At 70.5% G+C, this 18,371-nt stretch carries 5 protein-coding genes; all 5 read right to left on the bottom strand.

Translation table 11 applies throughout. From position 1 onward, the window contains the following. Positions 1–2 precede the first annotated feature (2 nt). Genes ACWDV4_RS24325 through ACWDV4_RS24305 form a run of 5 tightly spaced genes read right to left on the bottom strand, consistent with a single transcriptional unit; the run spans position 3 to position 17,988 of the window. Positions 3–5,498 (bottom strand): type I polyketide synthase, encoded by a 5,496-nt coding sequence (locus ACWDV4_RS24325; protein WP_449982786.1) that lies wholly within the window; start codon positions 5,496–5,498, stop codon positions 3–5. A 13-nt stretch (positions 5,499–5,511) separates the two neighbouring features. Then, positions 5,512–9,030, bottom strand: a complete 3,519-nt coding sequence (locus tag ACWDV4_RS24320) for an amino acid adenylation domain-containing protein (protein WP_449982783.1) — start codon at positions 9,028–9,030, stop codon at positions 5,512–5,514. Continuing rightward, positions 9,027–11,351, bottom strand: coding sequence for a lantibiotic dehydratase (locus ACWDV4_RS24315; protein WP_449982781.1), 2,325 nt, complete (start codon positions 11,349–11,351; stop codon positions 9,027–9,029). The genes ACWDV4_RS24320 and ACWDV4_RS24315 overlap by 4 nt, the downstream gene beginning before the upstream one ends. Beyond that, positions 11,348–14,440: a thioesterase domain-containing protein gene (locus ACWDV4_RS24310; protein WP_449982778.1), complete on the bottom strand. Its 3,093-nt coding sequence runs from the start codon at positions 14,438–14,440 to the stop codon at positions 11,348–11,350. The genes ACWDV4_RS24315 and ACWDV4_RS24310 overlap by 4 nt, the downstream gene beginning before the upstream one ends. Beyond that, positions 14,437–17,988 (bottom strand): beta-ketoacyl synthase N-terminal-like domain-containing protein, encoded by a 3,552-nt coding sequence (locus ACWDV4_RS24305; RefSeq protein ID WP_449982775.1) that lies wholly within the window; start codon positions 17,986–17,988, stop codon positions 14,437–14,439. Before ACWDV4_RS24305 ends, ACWDV4_RS24310 begins: the two co-directional genes overlap by 4 nt. Positions 17,989–18,371 lie beyond the last annotated feature (383 nt).

Raw genomic sequence — 18,371 nt, 5'->3', positions numbered from 1 at the left:
TGTCATCCGCGCGGCAGCCGGGGGATCGCCTGGATCTGCGGCTCCGGCGTGGCCTCCTCGGCCGACGCGGCCCGCAGCTCCTCGATCCGGGCGGCGAGACCGGCCACCGTGGGCGTCTCGAACATGCTGCGCATCGGCAGCCGTACGCCGACCGCCTTGCGCATTGCGGCGATCAGCTGGACCGCGACCAGCGAGTTGCCGCCGAGGGCGAAGAAGTCGTCATCGACGCCGACCACCGGCACGCCGAGGGCGTCCCGCCACACCTCGACCAGGGTCGCCTCCAACTCGCTGGTGGGTGCGGCAGCCGTACCGGCCGAAGTGGTCGCTGCGGCGGCCGTCGGATCGCCTTCGGTCTCGATCGTGTCGGTGGTGACCCGACGGGCCCGGTCGAGGATCTCCGCCACCGCCCGGGTGACGATCACCACCTGGGGACCGAGGTCGGCAGCCACCGTCCGGCGGAACGCCTCGGCACCATCGACCGGTCGGATGTCGTCGGTCAACGCTGCCGGCGCGTCGACGGCCGCCGCCTCGGTGGCGGCGAGGCCGCCGGTCACCGCGTTCTGGTCGACCCGGCGCAGGACGAACTCGCTGATCGCGACCAGTTCCCGACCGTCGGTGTCGACCAGGGACAGGTCCGCGGCGACCACGTCATCGGTCGCGCTGTCCCGGTAGCGCAGGTAGCTGTAGAAGACCCGGGGCAGGGTGCCCCGCACCACGATCCGACCGTAGGACAGCGGCAGGTAGGTACCCTCGCCCCGGCCCCGGCCGAACGCCGTCGCCACGTCCAGCAGCGCGGGCTGCAACCCCCACGCCGACAGGTCGTCGAGCGCCACCTCCGGCGCCTCGATCCGGGCCAGTTCCTCGGTCTCGCCCAGGTAGTGCTCGCGCAGCGAGGCCCAGCGCGGCCCGAAGGTCAGCATGCTGGTCCGGCCCCGGCCGAACGAGTTGTCGTCGTCGATCCGGCGGGTCCGGGCCACCACCGCGGCAATGTCCACAACCGGTCCCGGCTGCTCGCTGGTCCACCCGGCCGACCCGCGTACGTGGGTCCGGGCGTTTCCGGCGGTCAGGCTCTGGATCTGGAACTCCGTACCGTCACCGTCGCCGGTCAACTCCACCCGGTACTGCGCCACCGCGCCGTCCGGCACCGAGAACGGCTCCAGGAAGGCGACGTCCCGCAGCTCGACGACGTGCCCGTCGCCGGGGGCCGGCACCGCCTCGGTGACCGCAGCCCGGGCGCACTCCAGGTGCCCGGTACCCGGCACCACCGGCACCCCGCCGATGCGGTGCTCGTCGAGCAGCCAGTGGGTGCCGGCCGAGACCAGACCGTGCACCACGGTCTGCTCCGCCGAGACGACCCGGGTGGCGAGCATCGGATGCCGTACGGCGCTGCTGACGCTGTCCCGGTTCACCCCGGAGAAGCCGGCCGGCGCCTTGGTCTCCACCGCCATGCCGACCTCGGCCCAGCCACCCCAGTTCTGCGACAGGACCGGCGCGGTCCAGCCGTGTCCACCACGGGCGTACGCGTCGAGGAAGTTGTTGGCCGCGCAGTAGTCGACCTGCCCGAAACCGCCGGCCACCGCCGTGATCGACGAGCAGAGCACCACGAAGTCCAGCGGCAGGTCGCCGAAGACCTGGGCCAGCGCCAGGGTGCCGGCCAGCTTCGGGGCCAGCACCCGCTCCGCCTCGGCCCGCTCCTTGATCTCGGCCATGCCGCCACCGGGCAGACCGGCGGCGTGCACGATGCCGTCGACACCACCGAACCGGGCCTCGGCGGCCTCGCGTACTCGACGCAGGTCGGCGGGGTCGGTCACGTCGGCGGCGAGCACCAGCACCTCGGCCCCGGCGCTCTCCATCCGGCGGATCGCGGCGATGGCCCGACCGGCCCGGTCGTCACCGCCGTGCACCGCGAGGTGCTCGTCCCACTCCTCCCGCGCCGGCAGGCCGGACCGGGCCAACAGCACCAGCTTTGCCTGCGCCCGTTGGGCGAAGTCCTCGGCCAGGGTGATGCCGATACCGCCGAGACCACCGGTGATGACGTACCGGCCACCGGGACGCAACGCGCCCGCCTCCGGTTCGCTGTCGAGACGTACCTGCTCGTAACCGGTGACCCAGCGCCGGTTCCCCCGCAGGGCGACCTCGGCCCGGTCCGGTCCGTCGGAACGCCGCAGCTCGGCCACGATACCGGCGACCCCGTCGGTGGCCGGGTCCGCGTCGATCAGCCGGACCGCCATCCCGGGCAGCTCCACCGGCAGTACCCGGGCCAGACCGAAGAGGGTGGCGTGCTCCGGGCGGACCAGGTCGTCGCCACGGACGTCACCGATGCCCGAGCCGATCAGCTCCAGCCGCAGCCCCGACTCGGCCGCGTCGGCGGTGAGCCCGGCCCCGGCCAGCGCCTGGGTCAGGTGCAGCACGCTGAAGAAGCCGAGGTCCTGTGCCGCCCAGGCGGCGTCGATGTCGGTGCCGGCGGCCTCGCCGTCGAGCGCGAACGCGTGCACCACGCGCGGCGGCACCCCGACGCCGGACAGCGCCTCGACCAGGGCGTCGTAGTCGGCGCGTACCCCGGGCCGCAACTGGTAGCCGGTCGACGTGGCGGCGAACTCCGTACCCGGCCGCACCTCGACCAGGTCGGCACCGGCGGCCCGCAACGCCTCGGCCAGCGCCGTGCCCCGGGGACCGGCCACCAAGGCCAGGCAGCGGCCCAGCGGCCCGCTGCCGGTGTCGGCCGCGACCTGACGCCAGGTCGGCACCGCGAACCACTCGGCCAGCGGACGGGGACCGCTGGGCGCGGCCGCCACCGGGGTCGCGGTCTCGGTCACCGGATCCGGGTCGATCCAGTAGCGGACCCGCTCGTACGGGTACACCGGCAGCGGTACGCGGTGGAACTCCGCGTCATCGCCCAGCCGTACGGGAATGCCGTTGACCCACAGCGCGCCAGCGGTGGCGTAGAGGGTGGCGACGTCGCCGGTCGACTCCCCCGGCGCGGGCAGGCTCGCCAGTGGGGTCAACTTGCGCTGCGCCGGCTCGCCCTTGGCGACCTGCATCCGGGCCAGGCTGGCCAGTTGCTTGCCCGGTCCGCACTCGACCAGTGCCCAGGTGCCCTCGGCGAGCAACGCCGCGACGCAGGCCCCGAACCGTACCGGCTGACGCAGGTGGGCCGCCCAGTAGCTCGGGTCGGTGGCCTGCTCGTCGGTGATCCAGGTACCGGACACGTTGGACATGAACGGCGTGCTCGGGCGGCGCAGGGTGGTAGCGGCCATGATCGCGATGAACTCGTCCAGGATGGGGTCCATCATCGGCGAGTGGAAGGCGTGCGACGTCCGCAGCGCCTTGACGCTGACCTTCTTGCCCTTGATGCTCTCGGCGAACGCGGCCACCACGTCGCTCTCCCCCGCCACCACACAGGTGCCCGGGCCGTTCACCGTCGCGACGGTGACTCCGGCCGGCAGCCGGTCGACGATCGCCGACTCGTCCAGCGACACGGCGAACATCGAGCCGGCCGGCAGCGACTGCATGAGTCGGCCCCGGGCGGTGACCACCCGCAGCGCGTCGGGCAGCGTGAAGACGCCGGCCATCGTCGCCGCGACGTACTCGCCGATGGAGTGGCCGATCATCGCCGCCGGGCGTACCCCGAGGCTCTGCCAGAGCGAGGCCAACGCGTACTCGACCACGAACAGGGCGGGCTGGGTGTACCGGGTCTGGGTGAGCAGTTCCCCGGCGTCATCGACCCGGCCCAGGATCAGGTCCCGGATGTCGAGCCCCAGGTCGGGGGCGAGCAGCGCGGCACACTCGTCGACGGCAGCGGCAAAGGCCGGCTCCTGCGCGTACAGTTCGGTGCCCATTCCGGCGTACTGGGCGCCCTGGCCGGAGAAGAGGAACGCCACCCGGGGTGCCGCACCCTCCACGGCGCCTACCTGCCGGCGGTTCTTGGCGCGCAGGGCAGCGACCGCGTCGGACAGGTCGGTGGCTACCACGCTGGCCCGGTGCGCGTACTCCGGCCGGCCGAAGCGCAGCGTGGCCGCCACGTCGGCCAGGTATTCCGGGCTCGCCTCGGCGGTGTCGGCCAGGTGGTCGGCGAGCTGCGCCACGGCGGTGTCGAGCGCGGTCGCGGTCTTCGCGGAGACCTGCAGCAACTGCGCGGGGCGGGACCGGTCGCCGGAGGCCCCGCCCGCCTGCGGTGCCTGCTCCAGTACGACGTGGGCGTTGGTGCCGCCGATGCCGAAGGAGCTGACGCCGGCCCGGCGGGGCACCCCGTCGGTGTCCCACTTGGTCAGCGTGTTCGCCACGTAGAACGGGGTGTCGGCGAAGTCGATCGCCGGGTTCGGCCGCTCGTAGTTGATCGTTGGCGGGATCAGGCCGTGCTCCATGGCGAGCACGGCCTTGATCACACTGACGATGCCGGAGGGCTGGCTCAGGTGACCGATGTTGGACTTGACCGAGCCGATCCCGCACCAGCTGCGGTCGGTGGCGTCCTTGCCGTAGACCGCCGACAACGCGGCGATCTCGATCGGGTCACCCATCGCGGTGCCGGTACCGTGCGCCTCGACGTAGGTGATGGTGCGCGGGTCGACCCCGGCCACGGCGACGGCCTGGGCGATCGCCTCCATCTGGCCGTCGATGCTCGGCGCGGTGAAGCCGACCTTGCTGGCACCGTCGTTGTTGATGGCGTTACCGAGCACGACCGCCCGGATGGTGTCGCCGTCGGCGAGGGCGTCGGAGAGCCGCTTGAGCAGGGTGACCCCGGCACCGCTGCCCCAGACCGTGCCGTTGGCCCCGGCGTCGAACGGCCGGCAGTGCCCGTCGGGCGAGGTGAACCCGTCCATGCCCAGGTAACCGGTGGGCGGCTCGAGGTTCGCCCCACCGGCCAGGGCCATGTCGCACTCGCCGTTGCGCAACGCCTCGCAGGCGAGGTGGAACGCGACCAGCGAGGTCGAGCAGGCGGTGTGCACGGTCAGACTCGGCCCCCGCAGGTCCAGCCGATACGACGGGGTGGTGGCCACATAGTTGGGCGAGTTGCCGGTGGCGATGGAGACCGCCGTGTGCGGGGATCCGCTGACCCGCTTGTTGCGCAGCACGTTGTCGCGGAAGTAGTTGTTGCCGCCGGTGCCCGCGTACACCCCGATCGCGCCGGAGTAACGGGCCGAGTCGTAGCCGGCATCCTGCAGCGCGGTGAAGCACGACTCCAGGAAGAGCCGGTGCTGCGGGTCCATGACCTCGGCTTCCCGGGCGGTCATCCCGAACAGTCCGGCATCGAACTTGTCGAAATCCTCGACGATCGGGGCGCTGTTGACCCAGCCCGGATCGTCGAGTTCCTCCGGCTTGGCACCCCGGGCGAGCTGCTCCTCCCGGGTGAAGTGGGTGAGTGACTCGACACCGTCGACCAGGTTGCGCCAGAACTGACGCACGTCGTTCGCGCCGGGCAGCCGGGCGGCCAGCCCGATGATCGCGATCGGCTCGACACCGAAGTCCGCGTCATCGGTGGGCTGGTTCTGCTGTTCCATGGGTCAGTTCCTCTTATTCCGCGATGCCGCTGGCGCGGCGGGGTGGGTTACGGCGAGTACGGCCCCGGCGGGCGGCGGCCCGCTCCACGGCTCTGGTCAGCTCCGGTCGTTCGGTCGCCCCGTCCAGGTGGGCGGCGAGCGCGCGGATGGTCGGATACCGGAACAGGTCGAGCATCACGATGGTCCGGCCGGTTTCGGCAGTGAGCCGCGCGTGCACAGCCGCGAGAGCCAGCGAGTGTCCGCCGATGTCGAAGAAGTTGTCGGTGACCCCGAAGCGGGCGTGCTCCAGAACGTCGCGCCAGACCGCGCTGATGAGCTGTTCGGTCCGGGTCAGCTCGTCCGAGCCGGTGGGCACGGCCAGCCGGATCGGCTCGGGGGCGACGATGGTGGTCATCGCCTCCGGCCGGGCCTGCCGTACCGCGGCGCTGGGTAGGTGGGGGGCGACGGCGGCGGCCCGCTCCCCCGGTGCCATGGTCAACGCACCGGTCAGCTCGACGAGGTCACCGAGCATCCCGTCGATCCGGTCCGCGTCGAACAGGTCGGGGTTGTAAACGACGTCGAAGCCGATGCGGCCAGCCCGCTCCACGACGTAGAGCGTGATGTCGAAGGGTGATCCGGGCTTCTCGACCGTCACGGTCTCGCTGTCCAGGCCGGACAGCCGCAGTTGCGGGTCGGTGAAGTTGAGGACGTTGAACAGCACCTGCACCAGCGGGGCGCGGGAGGTGTCCCGGCCCACGCCGAGGGCCTCCACCACCCGTTCCAGCGGTGCGCCGGGGTGCGCGGTGGAATCCCGCAGCTCGGCGGCGGCCCGCCGGACCAGCTCCTCGAAGCTGGCGTCGCCGGTACGCAACCGCACCGGCACGGTGTCGATGAAGAACCCGATCACATCGTCGAACGCCGCCAACTGACGGTCGGCCACGATCGCACCGATGACGTGGTCGTCGGCCCCGGTCAACCGGTTGAGCAGCTGACCGAATCCGGCCAGCAACACGCCTGCCGGGGTCGCCCCCAGCCGGGCCGCGAGCTGTCGTACGGCCTGGTCGGTCGGCGCGGGCAGCATGGCGCTGGTCTCCGCGCCGGCATAGGTCTGCACCGCTGGTCTGGGCCGGTCCCGGGGCAGGTCGAGTACGGTCGGCGCGCCCGCCAGGTGCGCCACCCACCAGTCAAGGTCGGCCTGTCCCTGGCGCTGGTCACGGTCGGCCCGCCAGACCGCGTAGTCGGCGTACGAGGCGCGCAGGGCGGGCAGCGCCACGGCTGCGTCGGAACTGGCGGCCTGGTACGCCTCGGCGAGGTCGGTGTAGAGGATGTCCTGCGACCAGCCGTCGAAGACCGCGTGGTGCAGCGTGATCGCCAGGACATGGTCCTGCTGCCCGAGCCGGTACACGGTCACCTGCCAGGCCGGGCCGGTGGCCAGGTCGAAGGTGTGTCCGGCACCGGCCGCCAGCATGGTGCGCAGCTCGGCATCCTGATCCGCGCTCCCGGTGAGGTCGACCACCGGCACAGGGATGTCGCTGGGCTCCTCGCACACCGCGTACGGCACTCCGGCGGTCTGTGGCACCCGCCAGCGCAGGACGTCGTGCCGCTCCGCCACCGACCGCAGCGCGCGGCCGAATGCGGCGATGTCCAGGTCACCGCGGAGCCGGGTGGCCAGGGCGATGTTGTAGGGCGCGCTCGATGGGGCGAGCTGGTCCATGAACCACAGTCGACGTTGGGGTGGGGAGAGCGTCGGTGGGTTACCGGTGGTGAACTCCTGCGCGGTCGTCAGCGGGGCGGCGTTGGTGATCCGGTCGACCAGCTCGGCCAGCCGCCGCCCGGCGAACACGTCGTCTGCGCTGATCTCCCGCTTCAGCTCGGCACGGAGGGCGGCGACCAGTCGCATCACCGCGATCGAGTTACCGCCAGCCAGGAAGAAGTCGGTGTCGGCACCGGGGGTCGCGCCCAACAACTGACGCCAGAGCCGGACCACGGCCCGCTGGATCGGGCTGGCATCCGGGTCATCCCAGTCGTCGGCCGGGGTGGTGCTCTCCATGGCTAATGCCCGCAGCGCGGCCCGATCCAGCTTTCCGCTGATCAAGCTGGTGGGCAGCTCCGCCAGCCGCAGCACCCGCGCGGGCTGCATACCGCTGGTCAACCGGGCCTGCGTGTAGGCGCGAATCTCCGCTTCGTCGGGGGCCGTCGCCGGGGTGAGGAACGCGACCAGCTCCTTCCCGAACGCGCCCGGCACCGCCTCGACCGCAGCCTGCTGCACCTGCGGATGCTCGCTGAGCACCGTCTCGATCTCGCCCAGCTCGATCCGCTGCCCACGGATCTTGACCTGACGATCGCCGCGTCCCAGGTAGATGATCCGACCGTCGGGCAGCTGACGGACCAGGTCGCCGGTGCGGTAGAGCCGCTGCCCCGGTAGCCCGGTGTAGGCGTCCGGTACGAACCGGTCAGCGGTCAGGCCGGGACGGTTGAGGTAGCCGGGGGCCAGGCCTGGGCCACCGATCAGTAGCTCGCCAACCTCGCCCGGCGCGACCGGACGCAGGTCGGCGTCCATGACGTACGCCCGATGGTTGGGCAACGGCAGGCCGATCGGCAGCGGGTCCTCCGGTGTACCGGTCACCTCGTCGGACACGACGAGAACCGTGGACTCGGTCGGCCCGTACACGTCGACGAACCGGCGGCCCGCCGCCCAGCGGGTGGCGAGCGCGGCTGGCACCGCCTCACCGCCACACATCACCATCTGCCAGCCGGGCAGCCCCTCGGGTTCGAGCACGGACAGCATCGTCGGGGTGATGAAGCCCCAGTTGACCTCATGTTCAGCGATGAACCGCTGCAGTCGGGTGGGGTCGCTACGATCCCGCGTCCCGACCAGTTGGATCGAGCCGCCCTGGATGAGTGGGATGAACAGGTCGATCGTGGTGGCATCGAACCCGAGGGAGGAGACGCCCAGGGCACGGGTCGACTCGTTCGCGTCCATCGCCGCCGCGTACCCGGCGACGAACGCCATGATGTTGCGGTGGGTGGTGAGCACCCCCTTGGGACGCCCGGTGGAGCCGGACGTGAACAGCACGTGTGCCGTGTTGTCGGGGATGGCGGGACAGGCGATGGGCGTGGTCGCCGGCATCGGTCCGACGGTCTGAATGCCCGGCACGTCGCCGAACTCGGCTTCGGCCGAGTCGCCGACTACCACCGAGATGCCGGCGTCGGCAATGATCTCGAGCGCACGTTGGCGGGGCCCACCCGGCTCCAGTGGCACGTAGCAGCCGCCGGACATCAGGACGCCGAGCACGGTGGCGACGTACGTCGGTCGCCGGTCGCTACAGATCCCGACCCGGGTCTCCGGGCCAACCCCGTGTGCACGTAGGGCGGCGGCGATCCCGGCGGCCTGCTCCACGAGTTGGCGGTAGGTGAGCTGGTCGTCCCATTGACGTACCGCGACCTGATCGGGACGGCGGGCGGCCTGCTCCATGATCAGATCTGGCACGGTCGCGTCCGGGTACGCGATCACGGCACCGCTGACGACAGCGGTTGGCAGGGTTTCGGTCACGCGAGTTCTCCACTGGTCCGGTGGGTTTCGGGATCGGTGATCTGGAACCTCAGCTCACTGACATAGCCTCGGCCCTGAGCGTCGGTCAGCCAGGCGTCCTCGGAACCGGGGAGCAGTTCGCTGATCACCACGCTGACGTCGTCGCCGGTTTTCGCGGCCCTGCGGAGCATGGTGCAGAGCACCGCGGCGTAGAGCGGGCTACGCAGGTCCAGGTAACAGGGCTTGGTCTCGGTGCTGACCTTCAGGAAGAGCTGCTCCGGAAGACCGAGTTGCTGCCGCCACCGGCGGACCGCCAGAAAGCGCTCCCGCTCGTCGGTTACCTCGGTCAGACCGGTCTCGCCGACGGTGGTACGCCAGGTGCGCCGCGCGACGACCAGTCGATCGATGGTGATCCTGGGGGTGTGCGGCGCCGGAGCCAGCAGCTTGAAACTGTCCAACAGTTGCACGCCCAGCAGGTGGCCGAACACCTCGATCAGCGGCCAGCTACGGCCGTCGGGCAGGACCGCTACCAGCTCCCCGCCGCTCTCCTGCACCGTCACCGCCGTCATGGACACCAGACGGTCGAGATCCGCTCCTCGGGCGTTGTCGACACCCAACTGGCAGTCCCGGGGCGAGTCGAGCCAGTACCGGGTACGGGTGGTCTGCCGTGGGAATCCCTCCGGATAGAGCAGACGGACCCGCCCCGGACCGAAGTCAGCGTCCAGCGCTGCCCGCAGCGCAGCCTGATCGGGGTGCCACGGCGTGAACACGGCACTGTCGAAGGGAGCCGTGGCCGGATGCATCTCACCCAGCACCAACCGGAACTCACCTCGGTTGATCGCCTCGACGCTGCTGGCGCAGATCTGGATGTCCGGGCTATGCACCCGGGCCGAGGGCCAGCCCGGGCCGTCGGCGGCGAACACCTTTGCTGCCCGCGCAGCAAGGTCAACACTGCTGAGCTGGAGTTCCGTTTGGCCATCCGGCAGTGACTCAAGACCAAACAGCTGGGACCACCGGGCGGTGAACTCCGCTGCGACGGTGCGCGTCGGGCTGTCCTCGACGCTGAACAGCAGTCCCTGCGCCAGTCGCCACAAGTCCGACAGGGACAGCGGCGTGGGCCCACGCAGTTCGTCGTAGAGGTCGGCCAGCACCCGTTCGCACGCCGTACCGAACTCGGCGGTGAGCCATCGGGCAGCCTGCAACACGATCGCCAGCGGGGCGGCGAGTTCGTCAAGCACCGCCCGTCCCAGCACCAGCTCGACGTCGCGGGTGGTCTCCTCGTAGACCACGGTCCGGCCGACGTACATCTGCCCACCGTGTCGCTGCGAGGCATGTCCGGTGCAATCGGTGAATTCCCTGTTCAACTCGGCCATTGCCAGGCCAAGCTTCTCCGGGTCACCGGCTGCGTCCGCCACGGCGTCCCGCGCAGCGCAGAGTCGGTCGAAGCCTTCGGCAGCGCGCTGCCGGACCGCATCGTCGCCGATGGCCGCGATCCGGGTTCGCAGCACCTGCTCGGCGTCCGGGCTCAGCGGCAGGCCGGCGTCCCAGGACAACAGCTCACGTTCCACCAGACGGTCAAGCAGTAGATAGCCGTCCTGCTCCGACCGGAGCCCGAGAGCCGAATCAGCCAGTAGCGCCCGGACCACCTGCCAGGCTGGTGTCCGTCCGTCGCAGGCCGCCAGCGCCGCCGCATCCGGCGGGGACAGGCGGGTCGGCGGCTGGAGCGGCCGGATCAGCTCCCGGCCGTCGACCAGCAGCGGTGGGGGTAGCACCGGCGCCCACCAACGACGTACGGCGAGTTCTTCGCCGATCCGGTCGGCGTATGCCGCCAGCGCCCACGCCTCGAAGATCACCTTGCGGTGGGCGACCACCTCCGGGCCGGGCCGCAGCTCGGTCGACGGGCTCGTCTCGGCTGCCGATGCCCAGCACACCGGCCCGAAGAAGCCGATCGTCTCGCTCTTGCCGCAGTAGCGCTGCCAGTAGAGCAGCAGCGCCTTCTCCCGTTCGCGACGACGTTGGTTGCGAGGGTCGTCAGGCCGTCCGGAGACCAATCCGTCCAATGCCACCAACATGCCGGGGTTCTGCCAGGTGACCGCCTCCCGCAGCAACGGATCAGCCGCGATCTCGCTGGCCGCCGCCGCACTGGCCCGCACCACAGCATCAAAAGCCTGGTCGAACACGGCTCGGTCGCCGCCCTCGGCCAGCATCGCGTCGGCGGCAGCCGCCGCCTCCGGTGCGGCGAAGCGATCGAGGCCGGCGGCGGGGAAACCCGCGGTACGCAACAGTACGTCCCGCCACACCCACCAACCGGTATCGCCGAGCGGAACCCGGTGACTCGTCATCGTCCCCCCACCGTCTCGTCGAAGATGTGCAGGCGCAGCTCGCTGAAGTAGCGCCGTCCCTGGGCGTCGGGCACCCAGGCCTGGTCAGGAGTGGGCAGCATCTCGCTGAGGACCAGCGACACGTCCTCCCCGGCCTGGTCCCGAGCGGTACGCAGCATCGAGCACAACCCGGTGGCGTAGAACGGGCTGCTCAGGTCGACGAAGCAGGGCTTGGTCTCGGTGCTCAGCTTCATGTACACCTGCTCGGGGAGCCCGAGCTGCCGCCGCCACCGGCGGACCGCCAGGAACCGCTCCGATTCGCCGATAACGTCGAGCAGTCCGGTCGCACCAATCGTGGTGCGCCAGGTGGCCCGAGCCACGACGAGCCGGTCGATGGTGATCCTGGGCGTGTACGGCGCCGCAGCAACCAGCTTGAAACCGTCGACGGCGTGCGTGCTGAGCAGGTTGGCGAAGATCTCGATGAGCGGCCACTGCTGGCCGTCCCGGGCGGTCGCCACCAGCTGCCCGGCCACCTCGGAGACGGTCAGGTCAGAGGTGGAGAGCAACCGGTCCGGCTCGCCGCCCGGGGCCGCCGTGAAGGCCAGCAGCCGGTCGGTCGGGCCGGCCAGGCTCTCGGCGACCCGACTGGTCCGCCGGGGCCAGTCTGTCGGGAAGAGCAGTCGGACACGGCGCTCGCCCAGATCGTCGGCAAGCGCGTCGACCAGCCGCCCGCTGTCCGGGTGGAACACGGTCAGTGCGGCGCAGTCGAACGACGCCCAGCCGGCGTGCAGTTCGCCGAGCACCACGGTGTAGTCGCCCCGGGCGAGAGCGTCCCCGTCCGTCGCACAGATCTGCAGGTCCGGGCTGTGCAGCAGGCCCGCCGCCCAGCCCGGGTGGCGGGCCGGGAAGACCTCGGCCACCCGCCCGGCAAGGTCGGCACTGGTCATCTCCACGCTGGTCGTACCGGGTGGCAGAGCATCCAGTCCGAACAGGCCGGCCCAGCGCCGGGCGAACTCGGCGGCAACGTCGTCCACCGGCCGCTTCCCCGTCCCCCAGAACATGCCCTGGGTGAGGAACCACAGCTCGGACAGGGCAACCTGACCGTCGCCAGCTTCCGTACGCAGCTCGTCATAGAGGTCCCGCAGGACCGCGCTGTACGCGTCGTGCAGGGCGCCGACCATCCACCGGGCCGCCTGCAACAGCACCCCGAGCGGCTCAGCCAGTTCGTCGAGCAGCGCGGCACCGAAGGTCGCGTCGAGGTCCCGGTGGGTGTCCTCGTAGCAGAGGGTACGGCCGGCGTACATCTGTCCACTGCGGCGCCGGGGCGGCAGACCGGTCAGCTCGGTGAACACCTCGTCGAGGACGGACAATGCGGTCCGCAGCGTGTCCGGGTCACCGGCGGCGTCCGCAACCTGGTCGCGCGCCGCGCAGAGCCGGTCGAGTCCGGTACGTGCGGCCGCCCGGGCAGTCTCGTCGCCGATCGCCTCGATCCGCTCCCGCAAACTGCTCTCCGCTTCGGGGCTGACCGGCAACCCGGCGTCCCAGGTGATCAGCTCTCGCTCGACGAAATTGTCGAGCAGCGTGTAGCCGTCTTCCGGCCGGCGCAGCCCCAACGTTGGGTCAGCCACGATCTCGACCGCCGGACGTCGACCGTCACACGCGGCCAGCAGTGCCGCCTCGACGGCGGGCACCGTCACCGGCGGGCGGCCGGGTCGCAGAACCTGTCGGTCCACCAGACTGAAGTGCGGCTGCAACATCGGTGCCCACCAGCGCCGAACAGCCGGGTCGCGGGAGAGCGATTCGGCGTACGCCGCCAGGGCCCAGGATTCGAAGAACACACGGCGGCGCCGGACCAGATCGGGGCCAGGGGTGACAACCGCCGGCTGCGAAACCGCAGGGTCCACAGTCACCCAGCAGCTCGGGCCGAAGAAACCGACGGTTTCGTTCTTTCCGCAGTATCGCTGCCAGTACTTCAGCAGCGCCCGTTCCCGCTTTCGTTGTTTGCTGCTACGTACGCCCTCGTTCCCGCCGCCGCGGATCAAACCATCGAGGCTGACCAGCATGTCAGGGTTCTGCCAGATGATCGCCTCGCGGAGCAGGGGGCTGGCGGCGATCTCCCGCAGCTGCTCTCCCCCGGCACACAACGCCGCTGCCAGCTCCTGACCCAACAGCTCGGCTCCGGCGCCCGTGGCGATGAACTCGTCGGCTGCTGCCGCAGCGCGTGGCGCGGAGAGCAGGGTCAGGCCGTCGGCCGGGAACCCCGTGCTGCGCAGGATGGCGTCCCGCCATATCGACCAGCCGGTGTCACCGAGCGGAATCCGGTGCTGGCCGGTCGTACTCTGACCAGTCGCGCGTTGGCCGGTCGTACGTTGGCCAGTCGTACGCTGACCGACCAGGTCGGCACGGAGCAGGTTGATCAGCTCGGTGCGTACGTCATGCAGGAAGAAGTGGCCGGCGTCCAGCTCGTACAGGGTGAACCCGGCCCCCGTGTGCCCGGCCCAGGCCTGGCTCTCGGCCAGTGTCACCGCCCGGTCGGTCCGGCCGGAGAAGGCCACGATCGGCACCGGCAGTGGTGCCTCCGGCAGGTAGGTGTAGTCGTCCACCCGACCGAAGTCGGCCCGGAGCAGCGGCAGCAGTAGCTCCACCAGCTCCGGACTGTCAAGAAATTCGGCCGGCAGGGAGCCACTTGCCGCCAGTCGCCGCAGCAGCTCCTCGTCGTCCACCTTGGACAGACCGTCGAAGAGGCTGACGGATTCGACGTGTGGGGCTCGGGCCCCACCGACGTAGAGCGTGCGGGGCAGCGTCCGCCCGGTCCGGCGCAGCTCACGGACCACCTCGAAGCCGACGCGTCCGCCCATCGAGTGTCCATAGATCGCGTACGGCCGGTCGGCGCGCTGTGCGATGACGGTGGCGACCTCCGCAATGGTGAACCTCGGGTCCTCCATGATCCGGTGTTCCCGGCCGGGAAGCTGGACGGGCAGCACCTCGACGTCGGGGCCGAACTCGTCCTGCCAGCCCCGGAAGGCGCTGGCACCCGCACCGGCATAGGGCAGGCAGAACAACTGTGTCCGTGCGGCGGGTCGAGGGTTCGTGGAAGCGAACCAGTTCATCGTTGCTGTTCCTTAACTGGGGGGTCGATCCAGAACCGGGCGCGTTGGAACGGGTACGTGGGCAGCCGGAGCCGTCGGCCCGGTGCGGCACCGTCGATGCCCGGCCACTCGACCTGACCACCGGTCACCCAGCGCGCCCCGATGTCGCGCAGGTCTGCGGATACGCCAGCGAGCTGCCCGTCGGTGGCGAGTAACTCGTCCAGCGCGGCGATCACCTCGGCGAGATCGGTGCCGCCCACCACCGCTCGGCAGGCGAACTCCCGCCGGCCGACGGCCAACGTGTAGGCGACATCGGGTAAGGACGGCGCTCCGGTCGCCAGGTGTTGACGCAGCCGCTGGATGGCCGCGCGCAATGCCGCCGGCGTCCGGGCCGAAACGGGCAGCAGGTAGCCGCCCGACCATCCCTCGCTGGTCGCGTGATCCAACTCGACCGGTGGCGCCTGCTCGACGAGCACATGCGCGTTGGTGCCACCCATGCCAAAGGAGCTGACCCCGGCCACCCGCCGTGCTTCCGCCGGCCAGTCCTGCACCTTGGTCGGTACGTAGAACGGCCCACCCGCGAGGTCGACCTCGGGATGCGGCCGGGTGAAGTGCAGATTGGGCGGGATCACCCCGTGGTGCACGGCGAGCACGGCTTTGATCAGGCCAGCCACACCGGCACCCGCGTCGAGGTGACCGATGTTCGTCTTGATCGAGCCGAGCGCGCATCGGTCGCCTTGGCCGGCGTCGCCGTACGCCTCGTTGAGCGCAGCGACCTCGATCGCGTCGCCGAGTGGGGTGCCGCTGCCGTGCGCCTCGACGAGGCGTACCTCGTCGGGAGTGATATCGGCGGCGGCCAGTGCCCCGGCAATGGCGGCGGCCTGCCCAGCGGGGCCGGGCACGGCGAACCCGGCGCGGTCGGCACCGTCGTTGGTGACCGCCCAGCCGGGCAGGATCGCGTAGATCCGGTCCCGGTCGGCGAGCGCGTCGGCCAGGCGGCGCAACACCACCACGCCGGCTCCCGAGCTGAATCCCGAACCGTCGGCCGCCTCGTCGAACGCCCGGCACCGGCCGTCCGCCGAGGCCATGCCACCGGTGACGTACCGGTAGCGGGGTGAGGTGACGCTGACGCCACCGGCCAGCGCCACATCGCACTGGTAGTCGAGCAGGCTCTGCGCGGCCGTGGCCACCGCGACCAGCGAGCTGGAGCAGGCGCTCTGGACCGCGACGGCCGGGCCGGTCAGGCCCAGCCGGTAGGCGACCTGCCCCGGCAGGTGGTCGGTGAACTGCCGGGGCAGGATCCGGGCCTCCCAGTCGTCCGGGTCGACCTCGCCCACCACGGCCGGGTTGTCCATCAGGTGGAACAGGAAGTACCGGTTGGCCGAGGTGGCCGCGAAGACACCGATCGTTCCGTCGAACCGGGCCGCGTCGTGCCCGGCGTCCTCAAGGGCCTCCCAGGACGTCTCCAGGAACAACCGGTGCTGCGGGTCGGTACGGGCGGCCTCCTCGGCACCGAAGGAGAAGAACTCCGCGTCGAAGTCGGCGACACCGTCGAGCCGCCCGCCGGCGCGTACGTGCCGGGGATCCCCCCTCAGGCCCGGCCCGATCCCGAGCCCAGTCAACTCCTCTTCCGTGTAGTCGTGGATGGAGTCGGTGCCGGCGCACAGGTTCCACCACAGTGTCGACACGTCGGGAGCCCCAGGGAACCGACCGGCGAGGCCGATCACCGCGATCTCGTCCCCGGTGTAGTCCCGAGCGGCAGCCGGCATCCCGACGGCCGGTGTGTCGTGGGCAGCCTGGTCACCCGGGCCGGCCGATCCGGAGGGTGTCCCCGTGGTGGCTTCCTCCCCGGTCGGCTGCGTGCTGTCGGTGAGCCCGTCGAGGAACCGGGCCTGGGTGGTGACGGTGGAATGGTCGAACAATCGCAACATCGGCACCCGGACGCCGAACTCGGTAGTGAGCCGCTGCTGGACCTGACCGAGGGACAGCGAGTGCCCGCCAAGGTCGAAGAAGCTGTCGTCGAGGCCCACTTGATCGACGCCGAGCACGGTGCACCAAATGCCGTGCACGGTCCGCTCGGTGGGCGTCATCGACCGCTGCGGCGCAACCGGGAACATCTCCGGATCCGGTAGCGCCCGCTCGTCGATCTTTCCGGTGACGGTCAACGGGAACTCGTCGATGACCACGACCGCACGGGGCAGCGCGTAGTCCGGTAGCCGCTGGGCCAGTACGTCCCGGAGCTGAGCCGGGTTGGGCGTCTCGAACTCGGGCCGCAGCCGGACGTAGGCCAGCAGTTGGCCGTCCCGCGCGATCGCCCGCGCTGCGACGACGCCTGGCTGGGCGATCAGGCCGGATTCGATCTCGGTGAGTTCCACCCGGAACCCGCGTACCTTGACCTGCCGGTCGAGCCGGCCGAGGCAGACCAGGTCACCGTCGGGGCGGAGCTGTCCCAGGTCACCGGTGCGGTAGGTGATCCGGCCGTCGCCGCCGACCTGGAACCGGTCACTGTCCTGGTTGAGGTAGCCGGGGATCACGTGGTGGCTCGTTACGGCGATCTCACCGGTCCCGGCCACCAGACTCACCTCGTAGCCGGGCAACGCGGTGCCGATCGGCAACGGTCCAGTGTGGTCGTGCACCGACTCGGCCGACGGCAGTTGGTATTGCGTCGCGAAGGTCACCTCGGTCGCGCCGTAGCCGTTGACGAAGACACAGTCCGGCGCGAACCGCGCCCGACCCCGCGCCACGTCGGCGTAGGTGGACTGCTCGCCACCGAAGAGGACCACCCGAACCTGGTCCAGGCAGGTGGCATCCAGGGCGTCGAGCAGGTACCGGTAGACGGTGGGGGTGGAGTGGTAGACCGTCACTCCGTGCCGGGCGAGCGCCGCCGCCGCATACGGGACGCCATGGCGGCGCAGGTCGATCGGTACCACCGCGGCACCGGTGAGCAGTGCCGGATAGAGGTCCGGGATGGCCGCGTCGAAGCTGAACGAGGCGAGCAGGCTGAGCCGGTCGGCTGGGGTGATGGTCAGGGTGGCGATCTGGTTGTCCACCGCGTGCAGCAGGTTGCGGTGCGTCTGTGCCACCGCCTTCGGGACCCCGGTGGAGCCGGAGGTGCAGAGCACGTACGCGTATTCGTCGAGGTCGACCGGCCGCGCCCGTAGCGGTGCGGGGGGCACCTGGTCCGGGACGACCACCAGGCGACGGTCCGGCCCGCAGAGCCCCCGGGCCAAATCGACGTACTCGGGATCGGTGAGGACAGTGGTGACAGCGGCGGCGTCCAGCACGTGCCTCAGCCGCTCGACCGGGAAGCTCGCGTCCAGCGGCACGTAGACACCACCGTGGGCGAGTACGCCGAGGATGCTGGCGATCGTCCGTCCACCGTGGTCGGTGAGCAGGCCGATGCGCTCGCCGGTCCGCACACCGGCCTCGGTCAGCACGGCGGCGTAGCCACCTGCCTGGGCAACCAGCTCAGCGTAGGTCAACACGCTGTCATCGCTGACAATCACCGGGTTGTCCGGAAAGCGGTCAGCGATCTGGATGAAACGACGGATTGTTGTCGGCTGTGTCATCTCAGTAGGGAAGCGTCACCCGACTGTCCACGGGCATGCGACACCCAACGCGAAAACGCGCAATCATGAATTTCCCCCAGGCTTTCTAAAGTGGAAGGAGCCTAAGGCTCAGGAACTGGGCCTGGGGAAAAACTAGGGCAGGTCTACCTGAAGGTATTACGTCTACTTAGCCGTTTGACCGAAAGACCTCGGCCGTTCGGCCCCGTTGACGACAAAAAATACGTCACAGCCCAACTGAATCATACACGCCGCGAAGCCTTACAGTCACCCCGAGCGACACCATTGCTGGCCGGCCCGAGCATGGCGAAACCGTCATCAGACCAGAATTGAACGACAATCTCCGATAGATTATCGGAACTTGGGTCAGCGTGACGACGGATGAA

Source organism: Micromonospora sp. NPDC003197 (genome assembly GCF_053590565.1).
The sequence above is the reverse complement of the archived record's forward strand: the minus strand, read 5'-3'. Positions and strand labels throughout refer to the sequence as shown.